Raw genomic sequence first — 16486 nt, forward strand, 5'->3', positions numbered from 1 at the left:
TTTAAATACGCTCCTTTATATCTTTAAATTAGATTTAAATTAAGCGATATTTATAACTAATAATAGTTATTATGAAGCAACTCTCAATTATTATTTACAGAGTTAAACTTGTTAAATAAGTGAGACTTCTAGTTCTTTAATTGAACCTCTAACATTAATTTCATCGAACGTCTTACCATTAAGAATTGCATTCAATATTTCATGAGAAATTTTAGGAAGTAAATTATTTTCAATGGTGGTTTGAACTACACGAGCACCACTTCCTGACTCATTACTATTGTCTACAATGTCATTAATTAGTTGTTCATCAAAATATAACCCTGCCGAATAATGTTTTCGGATACGGTTAGATACTTTGTTGAGTTTTAACTTAGTTATTTCCGTTAGGACTTCTTTTCCGAGAGGCAAGTAAGGTAATACATTAACCCGCCCCAAAAATGCAGGTTTAAAATCTGTTAGCAAATCATCTCTAAGCGCTTCTTTTAGAGCTTCCGGTTCTGGCGCTAAGTCTGGATCTGCATAGAGAAACATTGTGGTTTCTGTACCAGTATTCGCCGTCATGATAATGATGGTGTTTTTAAAATCGATATCTCGACCTTCACCATCTTTAATGGAGCCTTTATCAAACACTTGATAGAAAATATCTTGCACACCGGGGTGCGCTTTTTCCATTTCATCCAACAGAATCACACTGTAAGGTTTACGCCTTACGGCTTCCGTTAGAACGCCCCCCTCACCGTATCCGACATATCCAGGAGGAGAGCCTAACAACAATGAAACCTTATGCTCTTCTTTGAATTCCGACATATTTATCGTGGTTACGTTGTCTTCGCTCCCATAAACTTTCTCTGCGATAGCAAGAGCGGATTCCGTTTTTCCGACACCACTAGGGCCAGTTAATAAAAACACGCCATTAGGTTTGGTTTCATCCGTCAATTGGGCACTTGCTGTTTTGATCACTTCGGACATGATTTCTAGAGCATGATCTTGCCCCACCACTCGCTCGCACAAGCTATCTTTTAGGTTAAGAACCGCTTCAATTTCGTCATCTTGCAATTTTCCAAGTGGAATGCCTGTCCAATCAGAAATCACCTCAGCAATCAAAGATTCATTCACATGAGAAAAGACTAAAGGTTGGGCGTTGAGAGCTAAGTTCGATTCGATTTCCTGTAATCGCTCTTTGTCACAGTCGGCATTCTCTTCTATCACCCTAGCTCTCAACGACTTAGCTTCTTGAACCCACTGCTTTTCTTGTTCCCAAATTGCCTCTAATTCTATGACTTGATTAGATAACTCATCGATCTCATACCGAATATTATTAAGCAGTTCATCGTGACTTACGCCCAATTGAGCCTCTTTGGTAAGTTGTTGAAACTCAGCTTCTTTGATGTTTAGCTTTTTCTTTTTGCTATCCAACGCGCCCGGCGTGGCAGATTGGCTCAATGCAACACGCGAACACGCTGTATCTAATACCGATACTGCTTTATCTGGCAGTTGGCGTCCGTTAATGTAGCGAGCAGAAAGTTGTACCGCAGCATTCAGTGCTTGGCTTGTGATATAGACATCATGATGTTGCCCCATGATGTTAACCAAGCCTCTAAGCATATCTACCGCTAACTCAGGAGTCGGCTCGTCTACTTTCACAACCTGGAAGCGCCTCGTTAACGCGGCATCTTTTTCAAAATATTTTTTGTACTCAGCCCAAGTAGTTGCAGCGATGGTCCGTAACTCTCCTCGAGCCAACGCTGGTTTCAATATATTAGCAGCATCACCTTGTCCCGCTTGACCACCACCTCCGATTAGACCATGAGCTTCATCGATAAAAAGAATGATTGGCTGCGAAGATTCGTTCACTTCTCGAATGAGATTTTTAAGTCTATTTTCAAACTCCCCTTTCATCCCCGCACCCGCCTGAAGCAAAGCAAGATCGAGTGATTTGATGGCAACATCATGCAAAGCAGGAGGAACATCCCCATCCACTATTTTTTGCGCCAGCCCCTCAATTACCGCAGTTTTACCTACGCCGGCCTCACCCGTTAAGATCGGATTGTTTTGGCGGCGACGTAGTAAGATATCGATCATCAAGCGGATTTCATTGTCGCGACCGATAACAGGGTCTATTTTTCCAGCTTTAGCTTGCTCAGTAAGATCCGTTGTGAACTGATTCAATGCTGAGTTCGAGCTACTCATCGCCTTAGAAGTATTGTTTCCACCATCGCCCACATGCTCTTTCATTGCGACTAGGCGAGATGGTTCGACTTTGTCTAGCTCCGCGCTAATAGCGTTCATCATATTCACTAGCGTGTCATCAGAAAGATACGCAAACAGTAAGTGGATACAGTTCACTTGTTCTTCATGAAACTCTATCGTTGCACACATCAAAGCATTCTGCATCATGGTTACAGTATAAGCAGAAAGGCCTGGGACGGTTTGGCATCCAGTTTTGTATTTTTCAAGCTGAGCTTGCAGTTGTTCTTCGACTTTTCTTTCATCAATATCAAAAGCTTCAAACACTTCTGAATAAATACCGGATGGATGTTGAACTATCGCCAACAACCAGTGGGTCAACTCTATACTATGATGTGTACGCGAACTTGCCATTGCCGCCGCTTGCTCTAGCGTTTCCTTCGCTTGCGGAGACAATCTTTCGACCAACGCTGAAAGTGATAATGAAGCCATTATATTTCCTTTAAACCGTAATTGTTATGTTGCGATCTTCCGTACGTTCATGTTTTTTCAGTACAGAGCCGACACCTAACTGACCTTGTTGCTTAGATATTTGAACTTGAGGCAATAGACTATGTTTAGTCGTGAGTTGCCATTTAACGTGCTTGTGTTTGCCAATGAAGTCACCTGCTACCTGTTTTATCGTTTTCAATGTATTGGTCTTGGGTAATAGATTTTTGACTTGCTTACTTTCCTTTGGGAGAAACTCAATTGTTGTACTTGCATTGATATTCCAGGCTTTTCTTCCTAGTGACGCACCAGCACCGAGTTGTGCAAACTGGCCTTCGGGCATACTTTTCGATGCCAAACGAGTTTGTTCAGATTTAGACAGTCGCATCCATTGACCTTGAAACTCGTGAATACGAATTTGGCAACCAGACAAACATTCCAAAATGCTCTTCAATGCACCTTTACTTCGTGTTGGAGATGCATACATGCCGCCATAATGCAGTGCTAGATCATTCCCATCGCCAGTCAATGACGACATGCAATCAGTTAATGGGGAGCGCTGATTTTTTGCATGCGCACGCGCTTGTATGGTTAACTGACTCAACTGCCAACTTCGATAATAGAGGGATAAAAGCCGATGGTTAAAAATGTCATAGAAGTCCACCATCGCATGATCGCCTTCTTTCAGTCGATTCAATGCAAACTCGCTGTAATGCTGAGGCAGTACTCCCTGCTCCCCCGTCAAACCAATCAAATTTGTCTCAAGCGCTAATTTATCTTTACCTAATGGTTTAGTAGAAACGAGTTGCGCATTCTCAAAGCCTAAAGACGCATTGACCTTTAAGTTAAGTTTCTCGTTTTTTGGTAATGCATCTGTTCCAATTTGCGATTCAACTTTCAAAAGCTCTTGCTCAATAAGATGAATAGATTCAAACAAAGAACGTTGCTTTAGCTCGCGGTAGAAGTCCTCTGAGCTCATAACAACACCTTATCACCTGTCAGCGCAGGCCATACGTGAAAGGAGCTGCTGGTTGATTTCAACTTAATCTCTAACTGCGTAAACACGTTAATCTCCGCATATTGAGCAAAGTAAACAGATAACACGCTACCCAATAAAAAGATCTGCTCTTTTGGCAGTATCTGATCGGATACTGTTAGAATCAGCTTTACTCCATGTGCAAAACCAACTTTTCCTTTCTGACTAACCCTACCGGTTGTATGTTCAAACTCTAGCTTGACTAGAGCATCTATAACGGCTTTTGTTTCGGCAGTGCCTGCAAATGCATACAAGTTCAATGTTTGTTTTAACGTTGCTAGGCCGTCAGCTTCAGTAAAATGGTTCAATGTTAATAGCTTGGTAAGCTGCCATCGTGTGCTTTCATCCATCTCTGGTCTAAGCGTTTCGGAGAGAGACGTTAAGCACCTGATTGATTTAAAATTATCATCAACATTGGGTAACTGAACCTTTGGTAGCCCGCCACCAAATGGAATTTTTTGTGGCAAATTACGATTGCAACACTCAGCTTCCACATACATCAGCCAATTATCTCTGCTTTCAGGGCTGAACAACTGGTATTGCTTATCAACAAAAGAAACATAAGTCTCTCGACCAGGCTCATCGTAGCCACCGGCCCAGTTTTTATCCTCTCGTCTCATTAACCAATACACTTCACTCGCACTCATGTAATGCGTGTGCTCTCCGGAATGGTAGCAGGGTAAGTGATCGTAAGTTTTGTTCCAGTTTCTCAAGGTAACATCAGAAATCGAGACAACTTCATTACTCTCTGCATCTTGGTACTGAGGAGATAATTGATACTCGTACTCTGTTGGAAGGAGACGTTTAGGTTCCATGGTTGATTTGAACAGATTTACAATGGGAACACAGCCAACCATGACACTTTCCTCGTCTACTTGCTTTGGTAGCCAGTCATCGCTTGTATCGAAGTAAAAGCAAATCTCGACCTGCCCTTGAATCTCTAACTTATCTAAGCCGAGCTCGATCAAGTCAAAGAACATGAATTTTTCTGGGAAATGAAGGTACTCGACCAATAAACGAGATCCCGAAAAACTTCTCTTACTGTAAGGGACGACTTGTTCCTCGTCCCCAAAACCAACCGATTGAAGATGCCTCTTAGTTAGAGGCATGATTTCTTTACCATCCAATACGATTGAAAGACCAATCAAACTTTGGAATAACATTTGATATAGCTTGAGTGTTAATTGCGTCTGTCCATTTAAGTACAAACGCAAACAATCGATACCCATGGAATTGATAGAGGACTCTGAATCATGAGCACTCAGCTGACACCTTAGTACAGAGTGCGCATTATGCTCCCACTTAGAGCCAGTAGGTTTGAAAGGCGCGTTCTCAAATGAACCAGAGATAATATCGAGTGGATACATTGTTGTCGGGTAACCGGTTCGAAACTGGCAATCTTGATATCCAGGGGCACTAACTTCGACTCTTTCACCCACAGGAATAGCAAATGAACTAGTGGTTGACTCTGAACAGTTCAATTTGATCACGGACATCGAAGGAATTGGCGCATGAAAGTCCGGATATAGCTGTCCCATCAGTGATTCCGTAAACTGTGGGTAACTGTTATCCAGACTTTGTCTTATCCGAGCGGTTAAAAAAGCACAACCTTCCAACAGACGTTCAACATGTGGGTCTTCAACTTGTTCTTCGCTGATACGTAACCTAGCCGCAATTTTAGGATATTGCTCGCCAAACTCTTGCCCTTTGTGTCGCAGATAGGCCAATTCACGATTGTAGTATTTTAGAAACTCTTCACTCATTTCGCTCGACTCAACTTCATTCCTAAGTTCACTGGCTCGACTTCCGAATTGAATTTCAACTCGTGGATGTCATTATCAATCAAACAAGTTGCGCTAATTTCTAACCGTAAGGTTCGATCTATCGCATTTTTTTCATCAGAAATTTGAACGTGCGGATTTCTTAACCGAGGTTCAAACTCCCGAATAGCTTCATAAACGATGTCACACAACTGACTTTGTCCATCTTGGCTGCTATAAGGCATTGATGAAAAATCAGGTAACCCATAGTTCAGAATTGAGTATCTAACTTCTAAAAAGTCTTCGTGAATATTTTTCCAACCAATACGACTATTAAGCATCGACTCTAAGTCTCTTAACAAACCATTGAGCATGTGTTGTTGACTGACAGGAAAATCTTTTTCTTCTCTGGTAGTTGGGTCGCTATCAATCAACTTGTCTAGCAGTGAAACCGTTAAAGCCATAATTGCTCTTACGCCAACTCTTTTATTACTTGTAGATTTTGTAAGTCAGAAATCGGCAGCGCCATTTCACCGACAAGCCAACACTTCAGACCTAAACCTAAGTAAACTTCTTTGTCAGCTATTTGTTTCCAATCCGTTTCACGACCTAGTTTCTGAGCATCACTTTCTGAATCCACGTAAGTCATCGGCATATGGCCTTCACCTTCACCTAAGCCGTCAATGTCAAACTCAACGGGGCGCCAAACACTTTCTAGCAAAGAGGTAGCAGATTTGATTTCTAAAGTGTTGATGCTAGCAATAGGGACGAGGAAGTAGTTGCCTGCGGTAGAAAACAGCTCAATGTAACCACCTAAACGATCATCAATATCCCGCCCGTCTGAGAACGAAGTATCATTAGCTAAAAAGCCTTTTTCTTGTCTCAGTTCTTCGATTTGAAGAGCAAGTTCAGAAACTTGTTCATAATCTTGACTCACCATTGATAAGTTGAAGCTAACCAATGACTTAGTTAGTTCTTCGTTCTCACCCAATACCTTCGCGGTTGCCGCACCTTGAGCGAAATCCTTTCGCGCTTGAGCAGCTTTAACCAGATGTCTTAACTGGCTAGCGCCTGGAAGATATTCAGGAAACAGTTTAATAGACTGCATCAGTTGCTCATCAGCTCGCTCAAAATCACCATCAATACAAAGCAGTTCAATAAAAGAGCTTCTCAAACTGGCATCCTTGGGAGATGCCTTTATTGCTTCGATTAGTAGTTCTAAAGCTTGTTGCAACTGCCCTTCCGATAAGGCATTTTTCCACTGAGTCATCTTTCTTTCCTTACACCAAATGTTCTGGTGATAATTCCGTAATTAATTTGATACTTGAGACCATTTGGTCGAGCTGAAAATGAGGGCGTAAATGTATCACCGAGTAGAAGTGCCCTGGCGTATCGCGTTTCTCTCTAACTTTGATCTTCGCTTCGTTCAATGGGTACTTAGCTCTGAGTTCATCCGAAGCTTCGTCTGAAGCCGTTGTATATTGATGTAACCAAGTCTGAAACTCCCTCTCGAGCGATGCCGCGTCCTGATAGCCACCTATCTTGTCTCGCCCCATAACTTTGACGTAGTGTGCTATACGCGATACACACATCGTGTATTGGAGCATTGAGGTGAGTTTTGCATTAGTCGCAACATGCTTCTCTTCGTACAGTTTTGGCTTATACAACGAAACATTGGAAGTCATGCCGACCATGTCTGTTTCAGGAACTGGTGAAATCGGAATGAACCCACAATCAGACAGTTCTTGCTCTTTACGCTCAGAGACTTTTAGATTTAAAGGGCATCTATCTCTGTCATTTTTGCCATTAATGCGTGTTTTGTTTCTTGTAGGAGCAACAATAATGCCTTGACTATAATCCCCCTGTTTTATTCCTCGCATGTGAGTAAACCAACCGTGCTCTTGGAATGCTCTAATCGAAACAGCAGCAAAACAGAAGGCTCCACTTCCCCACAATAAATCGTTATTTGAATCGTCAATATTCTCTTGAAATTCAAATTGATCGTTTCGAGAACCATCACTTTTGTAGGGTTGTCGAAAAAGCACGTTAGGAGCGGTTAAGCCAATAAACTTGGTATCATCGTTATCTCGCAACTGTCTCCATTTGACATAATCAATTTGTTCAAATTGTGCCGCAACGTCTCGAGTCGACGAAAGTTCGGCAAATGTGTTCACACCGAATATTTCAGGAGACGCAGACATTACAAATGGACTAAATGCCGCAGCAGCAGACTGAGATATCTTGCTTAGCACAGAGATATCTCTATCAAAATAATTTGTTCTCGGGTCATAACGTAATTGATAATCACCAACAACCACACCAAAGGGTTCTCCTCCGGCCATTCCATATTCATTTTGATAGAGTAATTTAAACAAGGCAGACTGATCGAACTCGATAGCCTTGAGCGCATCTTTACTTACTTCATTCCATGTTGCAGATAGAACTTTAATTTTTACTGAGTCAGACGATGGTTTATCAACTTGTTCACATAAATATCGAACGCCTACCCAACTGCACTCTAATTTCTGAAAATCTGGATGATGAATGATCTCATTGAGCTGCTTCTGTAATAGTGTGTCAATGGTATTAATCGTGCTCACAATGCTATGGCGAAAACTCGCAAAATCTTTAGATTGCGTGCCTTCCAACCAAATTCGTGCCGCAAGTATTGAATCTGAACATTCAACAAATTGAGTCAACCAATGACTGTCAAACTCAGCCAGGCCCATCGGTGTAAACTCGTGTGTGAGTTCCTCTGGGTCTAGAAAGTTCAATGCATCTATTTTCGTCATAACTACCATAAGCTTGGCTTAATGGCTGGTCGAAGTGACCAGCCATTAACTCTATTTAGCCACCCGACTGAGGAATTTTAGCAACGAGTCTTAAAGACGTGGTTAGCTCTTCCATTTGAAGCCATGGTTTGAGCCAAGCAACCGCGTTGTAAGAACCAGGAGAACCTGGAATCTCCTTAACTTGTACGCGAGCGTCGGCAAGAGGGTATTTCGCACGAATTTCTTGACCGCCACCTTCAGAAGCGTTCACATAGCCAAGAATCCAACGGTTCAACCAAGATTCAACGTCTTCTGCTTCCATAAAGCTACCGATCTTGTCTCGAGCCATTACTTTCAAATAATGTGCAAAACGAGAGGTTGCCATCATGTAAGGAAGTCTTGCTGAAATTGCCGCGTTTGCTGCCACTTCTGGAGATTCATGATTTGCTGGTTTTTGACAAGTTTGAGCACCAAAGAACACGGCATAGTTTGTATTTTTGTAGTGACACAACGGTAAGAAACCCAGTTTACCCAATTCCGCTTCACGGCGGTCTGTAATGCCAATTTCCGTTGGGCACTTCATATCTGGGTCACCATCATCACTCATGAAGAAGTGTGTTGGTAGGTTATCAACTCGCCCACCACCCTCTGCGCCACGAATAGCAGTACAGAAACCATACTTAGAAAATGCATCCGTCAGTTTGACGCCAAGCACGTACGATGAGTTCATCCAACAATAATCATTGTGATCAGCATTAACGGCGATACCCGACACAGGATCCACATCAAACTCTTCAAAGCCAAACGCTTCTACAGGAGAGGTAGCTTGGCCGTATGGCAAGCGAGCTAATACTTTAGGCATCGTTAAGCTTACAAAACGAGAATCTGCACTTTCACGGAAAGAGCGCCATTGCGCATATTCCAACGACTCAAAGACTTTATCTAAATCGCGCGGTTTAGATAGTTCTGTCCACTCATCAAAACCAAATAGCGCAGGAGAAGCAGCAGACAAGAATGGTGAGAAACCCGAAGCAGCAACATTCGACATTAAACGCAAAGACTCAATATCTTCTGGATGGTTTGTAAACTCGTAGTCACCAATTAAAGCACCATACGGTTCACCACCAGCGCTACCAAATTCAGATTCGTACACTTTTTTAAAGATTTGACTTTGATCGAATTCAACCGCTTTACTTAAGTCTTTATGAAGCTCTTTCTTCGTGATGCTAATCATGCGAATTTTCAGCGTAGAACTTGTCTCAGAATTCATGACTAAGTAATTCAGCCCGCGCCATGAGCCTTCTAACTTTTGTAGCTCAGGATGGTGCATAACTTCAGAAAGCTGCTCTGAAATCTGTCTATCAAGCAAATTAATCGCTTCACGGAAAGTTACGGTTAGGTTTTTATTCCAAGAAACCGTCCCCTTCATCGCTTCTTCAGTCAGTGTCTTGATCAGCTCTTCTGCTCTCGATGCTTCTGTTTGTTTCGTCGCACCAATAGCCTGTTCAAGAAATGAAGTGGTTTGTTCACCCACCGTAGGATCGAGTTGTTTTTCAACTTGAGTCGTCATTATTCTGCTCCCTCAGTACTTTCTGATGGCGCTTTTTTGCCAAGATCTAGCTCACCAGCTAGTTTTGCCAAATTGTCTGTATTGTTGAGAACTTCTTCTAGGATGTTTTCAAGTTCTTCCGAACGGTCGACTTTAGTCATCAAGTCTCGCAGTTTGTTACGAGTTTCCATCAGCTGACGCAATGGTTCTACTTGATTGACAATCGCTGCTGGTTCAAAGTCTTGCATCGATTTAAAGCTCAGTTCAACCGCAAATTCAGAATCGTCATTTGCTAACTTGTTTGCGACTTTGAACTTAACCGATGGACTCATCTTTTTAAGTACATCATCGAAGTTATCACGATCGATTTGAATGAAACGGCGATCCTTTAATGGTTTCAATGCTTCGGTATTTTGGCCTGCAAAGTCGCCCATAACACCCACCACAAAAGGAAGCTCTTTTTTCAAAGTTGTTCCTTCGGTTTCAACATCGTAGGTAATGTGAACACGAGGCTTCCGTACTCGTGAAAGTTTCGAGTGGATACTCGTCATACCATTCTCCCTTTATTAATTTTCATTTTGTTCTGCTATGCCAACCAAACGGAAGTAGCTTCGTTTTGCGTCTCCGTCGGAGATTAGTTCCGCCAGTAATTCAGGCAGAGGCATTCCACACCAACGAATAATTTGTTCGATGGAGTAAGAAACTGGTGAGTGAGGCTCGCTTTCTCTAAAAAAGTCCGCCACATGTTGCAACTGTTGAATAGCTTGTTCTCGAGATTGCATGTTTGTAACTAATAACGCAGATGAGTTGTGAGTAACAGCTTGTTGACTCGCTTCTTCCAACTCTTCATCACCATTTTCGTCAGAAATGGAGACTTCATCCTTATCCTTAAAACGGTTACCCAACAAGTGCTTAAGTGCCGCGTGTATTGATTCAATTCTTTTTGAAATATATGAGCTAGGCGTTACATCCCCTACAGCGTCATCAAGTCGCTGACTGAACTCATTAAAAGCACCTGTAGCGAACTCGAGATCTGCAATCAGAGACTGGTAAAACTCATCTGACGTTGATTTCACCGTGTCAGTGATACGCGACAATTCAATTGCGCCTTGATCTACTCGCGCTCTTCGCTTGTCTTCATCCAAGCGCTCGAGTTCAATGGCTTGTTGGTATTCCCAATATGCATAAGCTTGCTCTACACCCATATCCGTCAATGGAATCGAGGCAAGAGGAAAGATCAGCGTTCCCTCACTATCAATACCATTAAGTCCAGTGATGGCAGAAATCCGCGTTTCTATGCCGTCTTCATCAGGCATTGGGTGCAGCTCATCCCAATATGACTCAACAAACGCGCTAGCAATTTTGTAGCCTACGCCCATGCCTCTAAAACCATAAAGCCGAGTTAATGCTTCTATTAGCCAGGCAACAAACTCAAAATCTTTTGATTGTGTAGCGAGAACTTCTGGTACTTCTTCAACAAAAACGCGCCATAAGTTGTTATGTGTGTGAATACTTTCTTCTTCGATGATGGCGTTTCGCTCTGCGTTTCTTGCCACCATTCGCTGATCTTTAAGTCGATAATAAGCAGACTGAGGAGAGACATCCTCTCTTGGATCAATGCCAGTCGGATTGTCTTCCGAAATTGGTGCAAGGACTTGCTCATACCAATCAAACATCGTGTTACTCATACTCTCCCCCTCAAAAACACAGGAATAGTCGCGTCATCTCGCCTAGCGGAGTCAAACTCACTAGGTTCTTGACGCACTTTAATGAGCGCACACGTCACGTTATCACTAGCGCCACGCACCAGAGCAGAGTGCATCAATGCCAAACCAGCTTGGTTAACTGAATCTGCACATAGAGTTTTATGCATTTCATCACAGCTTAGTTCCTTGGAAAGTCCATCACTGCACAACAAGAACTGGTCACCATCCGCAAGCTGTCCCGATACTTGGTCTATCGTCACCATCTCATCAACCCCAACAGCTCGGGTAATTACATTGGCTAATGGATGGGACTCTGCGTCTTCAAATGCCAACAAGCCTTGCTCAACTAACTCCATAACTTGGCTATGGTCACGAGTTTTTTGTACAAAAGTACCGTTTCTTAGTTGATAAATGCGGCTATCACCAACCCATAGGCAGTGGTAATAACCATCCTGAATAAACAACAACACCAATGTTGTGCCCATTGTCTTTCCATCTAAGTTCATTTGAGCATATTGATAGATCTCAAAATTCGCTTGCTGCACTGCTGCGCGAATATCATCTATATTGGTGTTTGGCACATCTTGCATATGGCGTGCAATTCTGTCGACCAGCATTTGACTCGCGATATCGCCAGCGCTATGACCGCCCATGCCGTCAGCAACAACCCATATATGCTGTTCAGTCATATCCAGTAACGCATCCTCATTATAAGGACGAACTTTACCTGCATGAGTTTTGGCAAAAGTAAAATAATTCCAATTCATTCTTTGCTTCCTACCAACTCCACATTTGCCAACGACCATCTAACATTGCAGAGAATTGGCCAATAGATGGCAGCCCAGTGCTAACAAACATACATGATTCAATATGAGTAGAGCCTTCTGTCCACCAGAAGCATGGTTTTCTATGTTGACTCTCAATTAGATGATTTAACAACGTGTTTTGCTTTGCTTCAGTTGAAAAGCTAAACACTGTTGAGATCGGGCTTTGGTACAAAAGCGCCATTTCTTCATTGCATATCGATACTTCAGAAACAAGCTCACACTTTTCCTGCATGCTTCGGTGCCATACATCAAATACAAATTCATCGTCTAACACTGACAGCGCTAGAGTCTGACTATCTTCCGTCCAGCCACTTTGTGCCCAATACTGTGCTGCTTTGCCTTTTACCGCTCGAACAACAGTAAAAAAGAAGTAGCGACCGCATGCATCTACACTTGGAATCATACTGCCGATATACGTAGCATCGTCCATGTAACTCACATCCAGTGCAAAGTGCCAAACTGGTGCAGTTAAAAAATAATCGTTCCAAGTGTCACCCAGTTGCTCTTTACTCACTGCAATAACAGCTTGCTGCCAGTCGTGCCAACGGTTTGCAAATTCAGGAGAAATACCGTCCTTAACAAAGTCACCTTTAGCCGGCATTTTTCCGATGTAGCCCCACTCAGGCGTTACAAGGTTTGCGGACATCTGAACTTCTCCATCTCATTAGACCAAAATGGGTTGATTGCACTAGATGGAATCAACTCAAGCTGAACCTTGTTCCCCTTCAAATCGATCATGACAATGTTGTCGTTGCGGGACTCTGGTCGAGCCTTGAGTGATTGGTCCAATAGTTTGAAAATGCCCCATTCCCCTTCATAGGTATGAGCAATTTCTCGTTTTGATTCGGGCGGTGTAAACACAATACGCGTCTGATCTTGACCCGATGGCCAGCGAAGTTCCTTCGATCTCGCAGGACCGTGCTTATAAACCAAGTCTTGATCACCTAGCTCTAGTACAAATCGAGTAATGTGTTGATCTAGATATACGGGTTTCATACCAAACTCGACTCGTAGCGAGTTATCTGATTCAAAGAACGATTGTCTAATGCGTTTTGCCCTTTGAAAAACTGCAAGCGTCTCGGGCCTTACACCGATTTCTTTTTCTAGTCTCCAACGACTCTTAGACGTATCAACAAACGGCTCCAGATATTCTTGGAAGAACGAGTCCAACGTACCACCGTACCCGAAGAATCGTTGAAAGTCCTTTAGACGAACTTCCTTCGTTGCATTAGGTTCAAATGGGTATCTACCTGCTATAGTCCGCTGATAAGGACGCACTACATTAGTCACCCAAAGCTGATTTAGATGATCTTTAGAGCCGCTTTCTGCAAACTTAACCGATTCCTGTGACAACTCTCCCAACCATTGATTAAACGGTTTTGGTAAGAGATCTTTTGCTCTAGCAAAGGAGGCAGCAACATCCTGAGTCACCGTTCCATCCAATATGCTTTTGTAAGCAATTTTTTGATTGTTGCCAGAGCTAGACAAATCAGATAAGTACGAACGCAAATTCACCATCGCTTGCTGAATATCATCAAAGTCTTGTTCACTAAGTCGTAAGATTTCGGTGAAATGGGATTCAACTTCTTTACCTGGTAGAGCAACATTAAATCCATTCTCTTCAGGCAAATACATATCGAGTTTGTCTGCCGTATTAGAAAACTTCACTTTTGCAACCTTTGCTGCGACTTCCGTTGCTGCCTTTTGATTTTCCGATAACGTTACTTTCGATAACCCCACTTCCTTTTGTATTGCACGCAGAAGTGATTCAATTGGTCTTTCTACACCGGATAGAACTCTTGATTGCTCTGTTGCTAAAGCCAAACTTGGAGCTTGTTTAAGCTGAATATCCTCTATCAGAGTTTTCCACTCATTGACATAATCTTGATAATAGCGGGCTTGAACCCCCTGAATAGCACTATCATGATCAATTTCATGAGCTTTAAGATCATCCCCATACACCCAGTTTTCTTCCATCAATCCTTTGACAGTGCGATTAATCTGAATTTGGAAAATGCTGTGAAAACCGTTGTAGGTATAAAAACTGGAAATACCTTGCGATAGAGGTTTTCCACTTGCTCGCTCAAATTGTTCTAAACCTTTAGGTCCTAACACGTCTGTTAAACGGAAAGACGGAACGTGGCTTTTAGCAAACTGCATCTTCATACGCTGATATGCACGCTCTGGAAGTGACATTTGCGTTAGAACTTCTCGTGCAGCACTAATAGCAGTCGCATCCATTGAGAAGCCTTTCTCGTCGTTCTCTAGTAAGTTTTTAGTATGCACTAGCAAACGCTCACGTAGCTCTTTGTTTAACTCTCCTGGATACTGGCGTTCAAAGTAGAAGTTGAACCAAGCAATTACCTCTTCTTGTTGATACTTTTCCGGATTAAACAACATTAAATACGTCTTTAACGTCTCGTATAAGTATTCACGATGCTGCTTATTCGCTTCCATTTCCGAGACCAAACTCTCTGACAGCAGAGTAGCAAAGTGTTGAGAAAGAGCATCTGAATACGCGTTATTTGCTGCTTGAGAAACTTTGTCACCTTGATACAGACCAAACTTTTTCACTGCATCAGAATGACCATATTTACTATTTTTCCCTAGTGGCAACATCATGATCTTGTCTAACGTGTCTACAGCACTGATAACGTCCGATTCAAAATCAAGGCTCTCTGCACCTATCATCGCTTCAATATGATTTACTTGGCTATTGGTATCGACAATTAACTTTGAATTCCATTGATAACTCAGGAACCAAAGAGCAGAAGCACCAACAAGAACACCAACACAACCCACGTATATGCCCGTACGCATCCATCCAGATTGCTTTTGATAGTGGCGGTTAACGGTACCTAGTAATTGCTCTTTAAAGATGACTCGCTCAAAAAGATTTTTAACAAAATAGCTATGCGAACTGTTAACGTTTGTCGCTAAAGGCAACCTCCCTAGTCCCAATCCATTAGTTGATTCACTCATCAGTCGATCAACAGGAATACCTTCTTGTACAGAGCTAAGCAAGAAAACACCGCGAATAAGGGCTGGCTCTTCAAACGTGTTCTGCGCAAATATCTCAGACAAAAACTCATCTAAGTTTGCTTGTAAAACTCGCAGCTGTTTTGGAAATTCGAATATTAGCGTGCGCTTTTCTAAGTCATCTTCAGTTTCTAATATACGTAACATGCGCGCATCGAGCCGCTCCAACATGCCGTGAAACTCTTTATTAAAGAGAGAAATGACACCACGTTCGTCATCAACTTCTCGTGGGAACATAAATCCAAAAAGTTCCTCACGCTCTTCTTTACTTAAATCAGCAAAAAATTCATTAAAGCCAGCAACCAGATCCATTTTCGTCAGCAGAACATAGATTGGGAATTGCATACCCAACTGATTTTTGAGTTCCTGAAGGCGAGATTTTATTGATCTGGCATGTAAGCTACGCTCTGTGCGAGTTTGAGACATCATACTTGCTAGGCTGATTGTTACGATAGCGCCATTGATAGGCCTTTGAGTGCGGTATTTCTTAAGCAACCCTAAGAAACCGTGCCAAGCTTTAGAGTCAACCTTTTCTTGACTATCTTGCGTGGTGTAACGTCCTGCTGTATCAATAAGTACTGCTTTATTAGCAAACCACCAATCACAGTGACGTGTTCCACCTACACCAGCTATAGAGTCAGCCCCTAAGCTCTCAGCTAACGGAAATTCCAAGCCAGATTGCTTTAGAACCGTGGTTTTACCTGTTCCAGGAGGACCAATCAGAACGTACCAAGGTAAATCGTACAAACTACGCTTTCCTTTATGCGTTTTTGTCACAACTTTGATCGCTTGCTCTATACGATCGCGCATTACGTCAATTTCACTGGCGGCTTCTTTGTCTGACTGACTGTCTACTTCAAGCAACGTCTGAATACTTTCGTCTTCTCTAACTTTCTGTTTGTGCTGCTTTGTTAAGTTGATAAGCGCCCAAGCAAAAACAATCACTAAGATCGTAACTAAACGTTGGAAATCACTTTTAAGCGGCTCGTAACCTGCAACCGTGATCAGAGGACCCACAACCCAAATAAAAATGGAGCACGCGGCTACACCAACTAAACCAAGAAACCATCTTTGGGTAAATACTCTGCCTATTTCTTTGATACTCATTTCCTTGCCCAACCG

12 protein-coding genes are annotated in these 16486 nt (G+C 42.4%); all 12 read right to left on the bottom strand.

Annotated elements, in window-relative coordinates:
• Positions 1-111: 111 nt before the first annotated feature.
• The 12 genes from tssH to tssM are packed head-to-tail and all read right to left on the bottom strand — an operon-like array spanning position 112 to position 16471.
• The gene (gene tssH / locus BIW15_RS08560; protein WP_077280842.1) at positions 112-2679 is read right to left on the bottom strand and encodes a type VI secretion system ATPase TssH; all 2568 of its coding nucleotides are present in this window, start codon (positions 2677-2679) and stop codon (positions 112-114) included.
• A gap of 10 nt (positions 2680-2689) precedes the next feature.
• A complete protein-coding gene (gene tssG / locus BIW15_RS08565; protein WP_077280843.1) occupies positions 2690-3655 on the bottom strand; it encodes a type VI secretion system baseplate subunit TssG in 966 nt (321 codons plus the stop codon).
• Complete coding sequence (gene tssF, locus BIW15_RS08570; RefSeq protein ID WP_077280844.1) at positions 3652-5475, bottom strand: type VI secretion system baseplate subunit TssF; 1824 nt, start codon at positions 5473-5475, stop codon at positions 3652-3654. Before tssF ends, tssG begins: the two co-directional genes overlap by 4 nt.
• Complete coding sequence (tssE, locus tag BIW15_RS08575; RefSeq protein ID WP_015313304.1) at positions 5472-5936, bottom strand: type VI secretion system baseplate subunit TssE; 465 nt, start codon at positions 5934-5936, stop codon at positions 5472-5474. Before tssE ends, tssF begins: the two co-directional genes overlap by 4 nt.
• A gap of 8 nt (positions 5937-5944) precedes the next feature.
• Positions 5945-6742: a type VI secretion system accessory protein TagJ gene (locus BIW15_RS08580; protein WP_071161121.1), complete on the bottom strand. Its 798-nt coding sequence runs from the start codon at positions 6740-6742 to the stop codon at positions 5945-5947.
• Positions 6743-6752: 10 nt separating this feature from the next.
• Positions 6753-8264, bottom strand: coding sequence for a type VI secretion system contractile sheath large subunit (gene tssC, locus BIW15_RS08585; RefSeq protein WP_005480259.1), 1512 nt, complete (start codon positions 8262-8264; stop codon positions 6753-6755).
• Between the two features lie 55 nt (positions 8265-8319).
• Positions 8320-9813 (bottom strand): type VI secretion system contractile sheath large subunit, encoded by a 1494-nt coding sequence (gene tssC, locus BIW15_RS08590; protein WP_005463811.1) that lies wholly within the window; start codon positions 9811-9813, stop codon positions 8320-8322.
• A complete protein-coding gene (tssB, locus tag BIW15_RS08595) occupies positions 9813-10343 on the bottom strand; it encodes a type VI secretion system contractile sheath small subunit (RefSeq protein WP_005463809.1) in 531 nt (176 codons plus the stop codon). The genes tssC (BIW15_RS08590) and tssB overlap by 1 nt, the downstream gene beginning before the upstream one ends.
• Positions 10344-10358: 15 nt before the next feature.
• Positions 10359-11480 (bottom strand): type VI secretion system protein TssA, encoded by a 1122-nt coding sequence (gene tssA, locus BIW15_RS08600; protein WP_025500899.1) that lies wholly within the window; start codon positions 11478-11480, stop codon positions 10359-10361.
• Entirely contained in the window at positions 11477-12265 is a 789-nt protein-coding gene (locus BIW15_RS08605) for a PP2C family serine/threonine-protein phosphatase (RefSeq protein WP_005463805.1), read from the bottom strand. Before BIW15_RS08605 ends, tssA begins: the two co-directional genes overlap by 4 nt.
• Before the next feature lie 10 nt (positions 12266-12275).
• Positions 12276-12971 carry a type VI secretion system-associated protein TagF gene (gene tagF / locus BIW15_RS08610; protein ID WP_077280845.1) on the bottom strand — a complete coding sequence of 232 codons (696 nt, stop codon included), beginning with the start codon at positions 12969-12971 and terminating at the stop codon, positions 12276-12278.
• Entirely contained in the window at positions 12953-16471 is a 3519-nt protein-coding gene (gene tssM, locus BIW15_RS08615) for a type VI secretion system membrane subunit TssM (protein WP_077280846.1), read from the bottom strand. Before tssM ends, tagF begins: the two co-directional genes overlap by 19 nt.
• Positions 16472-16486: the final 15 nt, after the last annotated feature.

This window comes from Vibrio sp. SALL6, assembly GCF_002002385.1.
GTDB classification, from domain to species: domain Bacteria; phylum Pseudomonadota; class Gammaproteobacteria; order Enterobacterales; family Vibrionaceae; genus Vibrio; species Vibrio parahaemolyticus.

Bases quoted from the DNA above. Each gene is read 5' to 3' on its own strand.
- tssM (WP_077280846.1), bottom strand. From the start codon at position 16,471: ATGAGTATCAAAGAAATAGGCAGAGTATTTACCCAAAGATGGTTTCTT.
- tssB (WP_005463809.1), bottom strand. From the start codon at position 10,343: ATGACGAGTATCCACTCGAAACTTTCACGAGTACGGAAGCCTCGTGTT.
- tssF (WP_077280844.1), bottom strand. From the start codon at position 5,475: ATGAGTGAAGAGTTTCTAAAATACTACAATCGTGAATTGGCCTATCTG.
- tssA (WP_025500899.1), bottom strand. From the start codon at position 11,480: ATGAGTAACACGATGTTTGATTGGTATGAGCAAGTCCTTGCACCAATT.
- tssC (WP_005463811.1), bottom strand. From the start codon at position 9,813: ATGACGACTCAAGTTGAAAAACAACTCGATCCTACGGTGGGTGAACAA.
- tagF (WP_077280845.1), bottom strand. From the start codon at position 12,971: ATGTCCGCAAACCTTGTAACGCCTGAGTGGGGCTACATCGGAAAAATG.
- tssE (WP_015313304.1), bottom strand. From the start codon at position 5,936: ATGGCTTTAACGGTTTCACTGCTAGACAAGTTGATTGATAGCGACCCA.
- tssC (WP_005480259.1), bottom strand. From the start codon at position 8,264: ATGACGAAAATAGATGCATTGAACTTTCTAGACCCAGAGGAACTCACA.
- BIW15_RS08605 (WP_005463805.1), bottom strand. From the start codon at position 12,265: ATGAATTGGAATTATTTTACTTTTGCCAAAACTCATGCAGGTAAAGTT.
- tssG (WP_077280843.1), bottom strand. From the start codon at position 3,655: ATGAGCTCAGAGGACTTCTACCGCGAGCTAAAGCAACGTTCTTTGTTT.
- tssH (WP_077280842.1), bottom strand. From the start codon at position 2,679: ATGGCTTCATTATCACTTTCAGCGTTGGTCGAAAGATTGTCTCCGCAA.
- BIW15_RS08580 (WP_071161121.1), bottom strand. From the start codon at position 6,742: ATGACTCAGTGGAAAAATGCCTTATCGGAAGGGCAGTTGCAACAAGCT.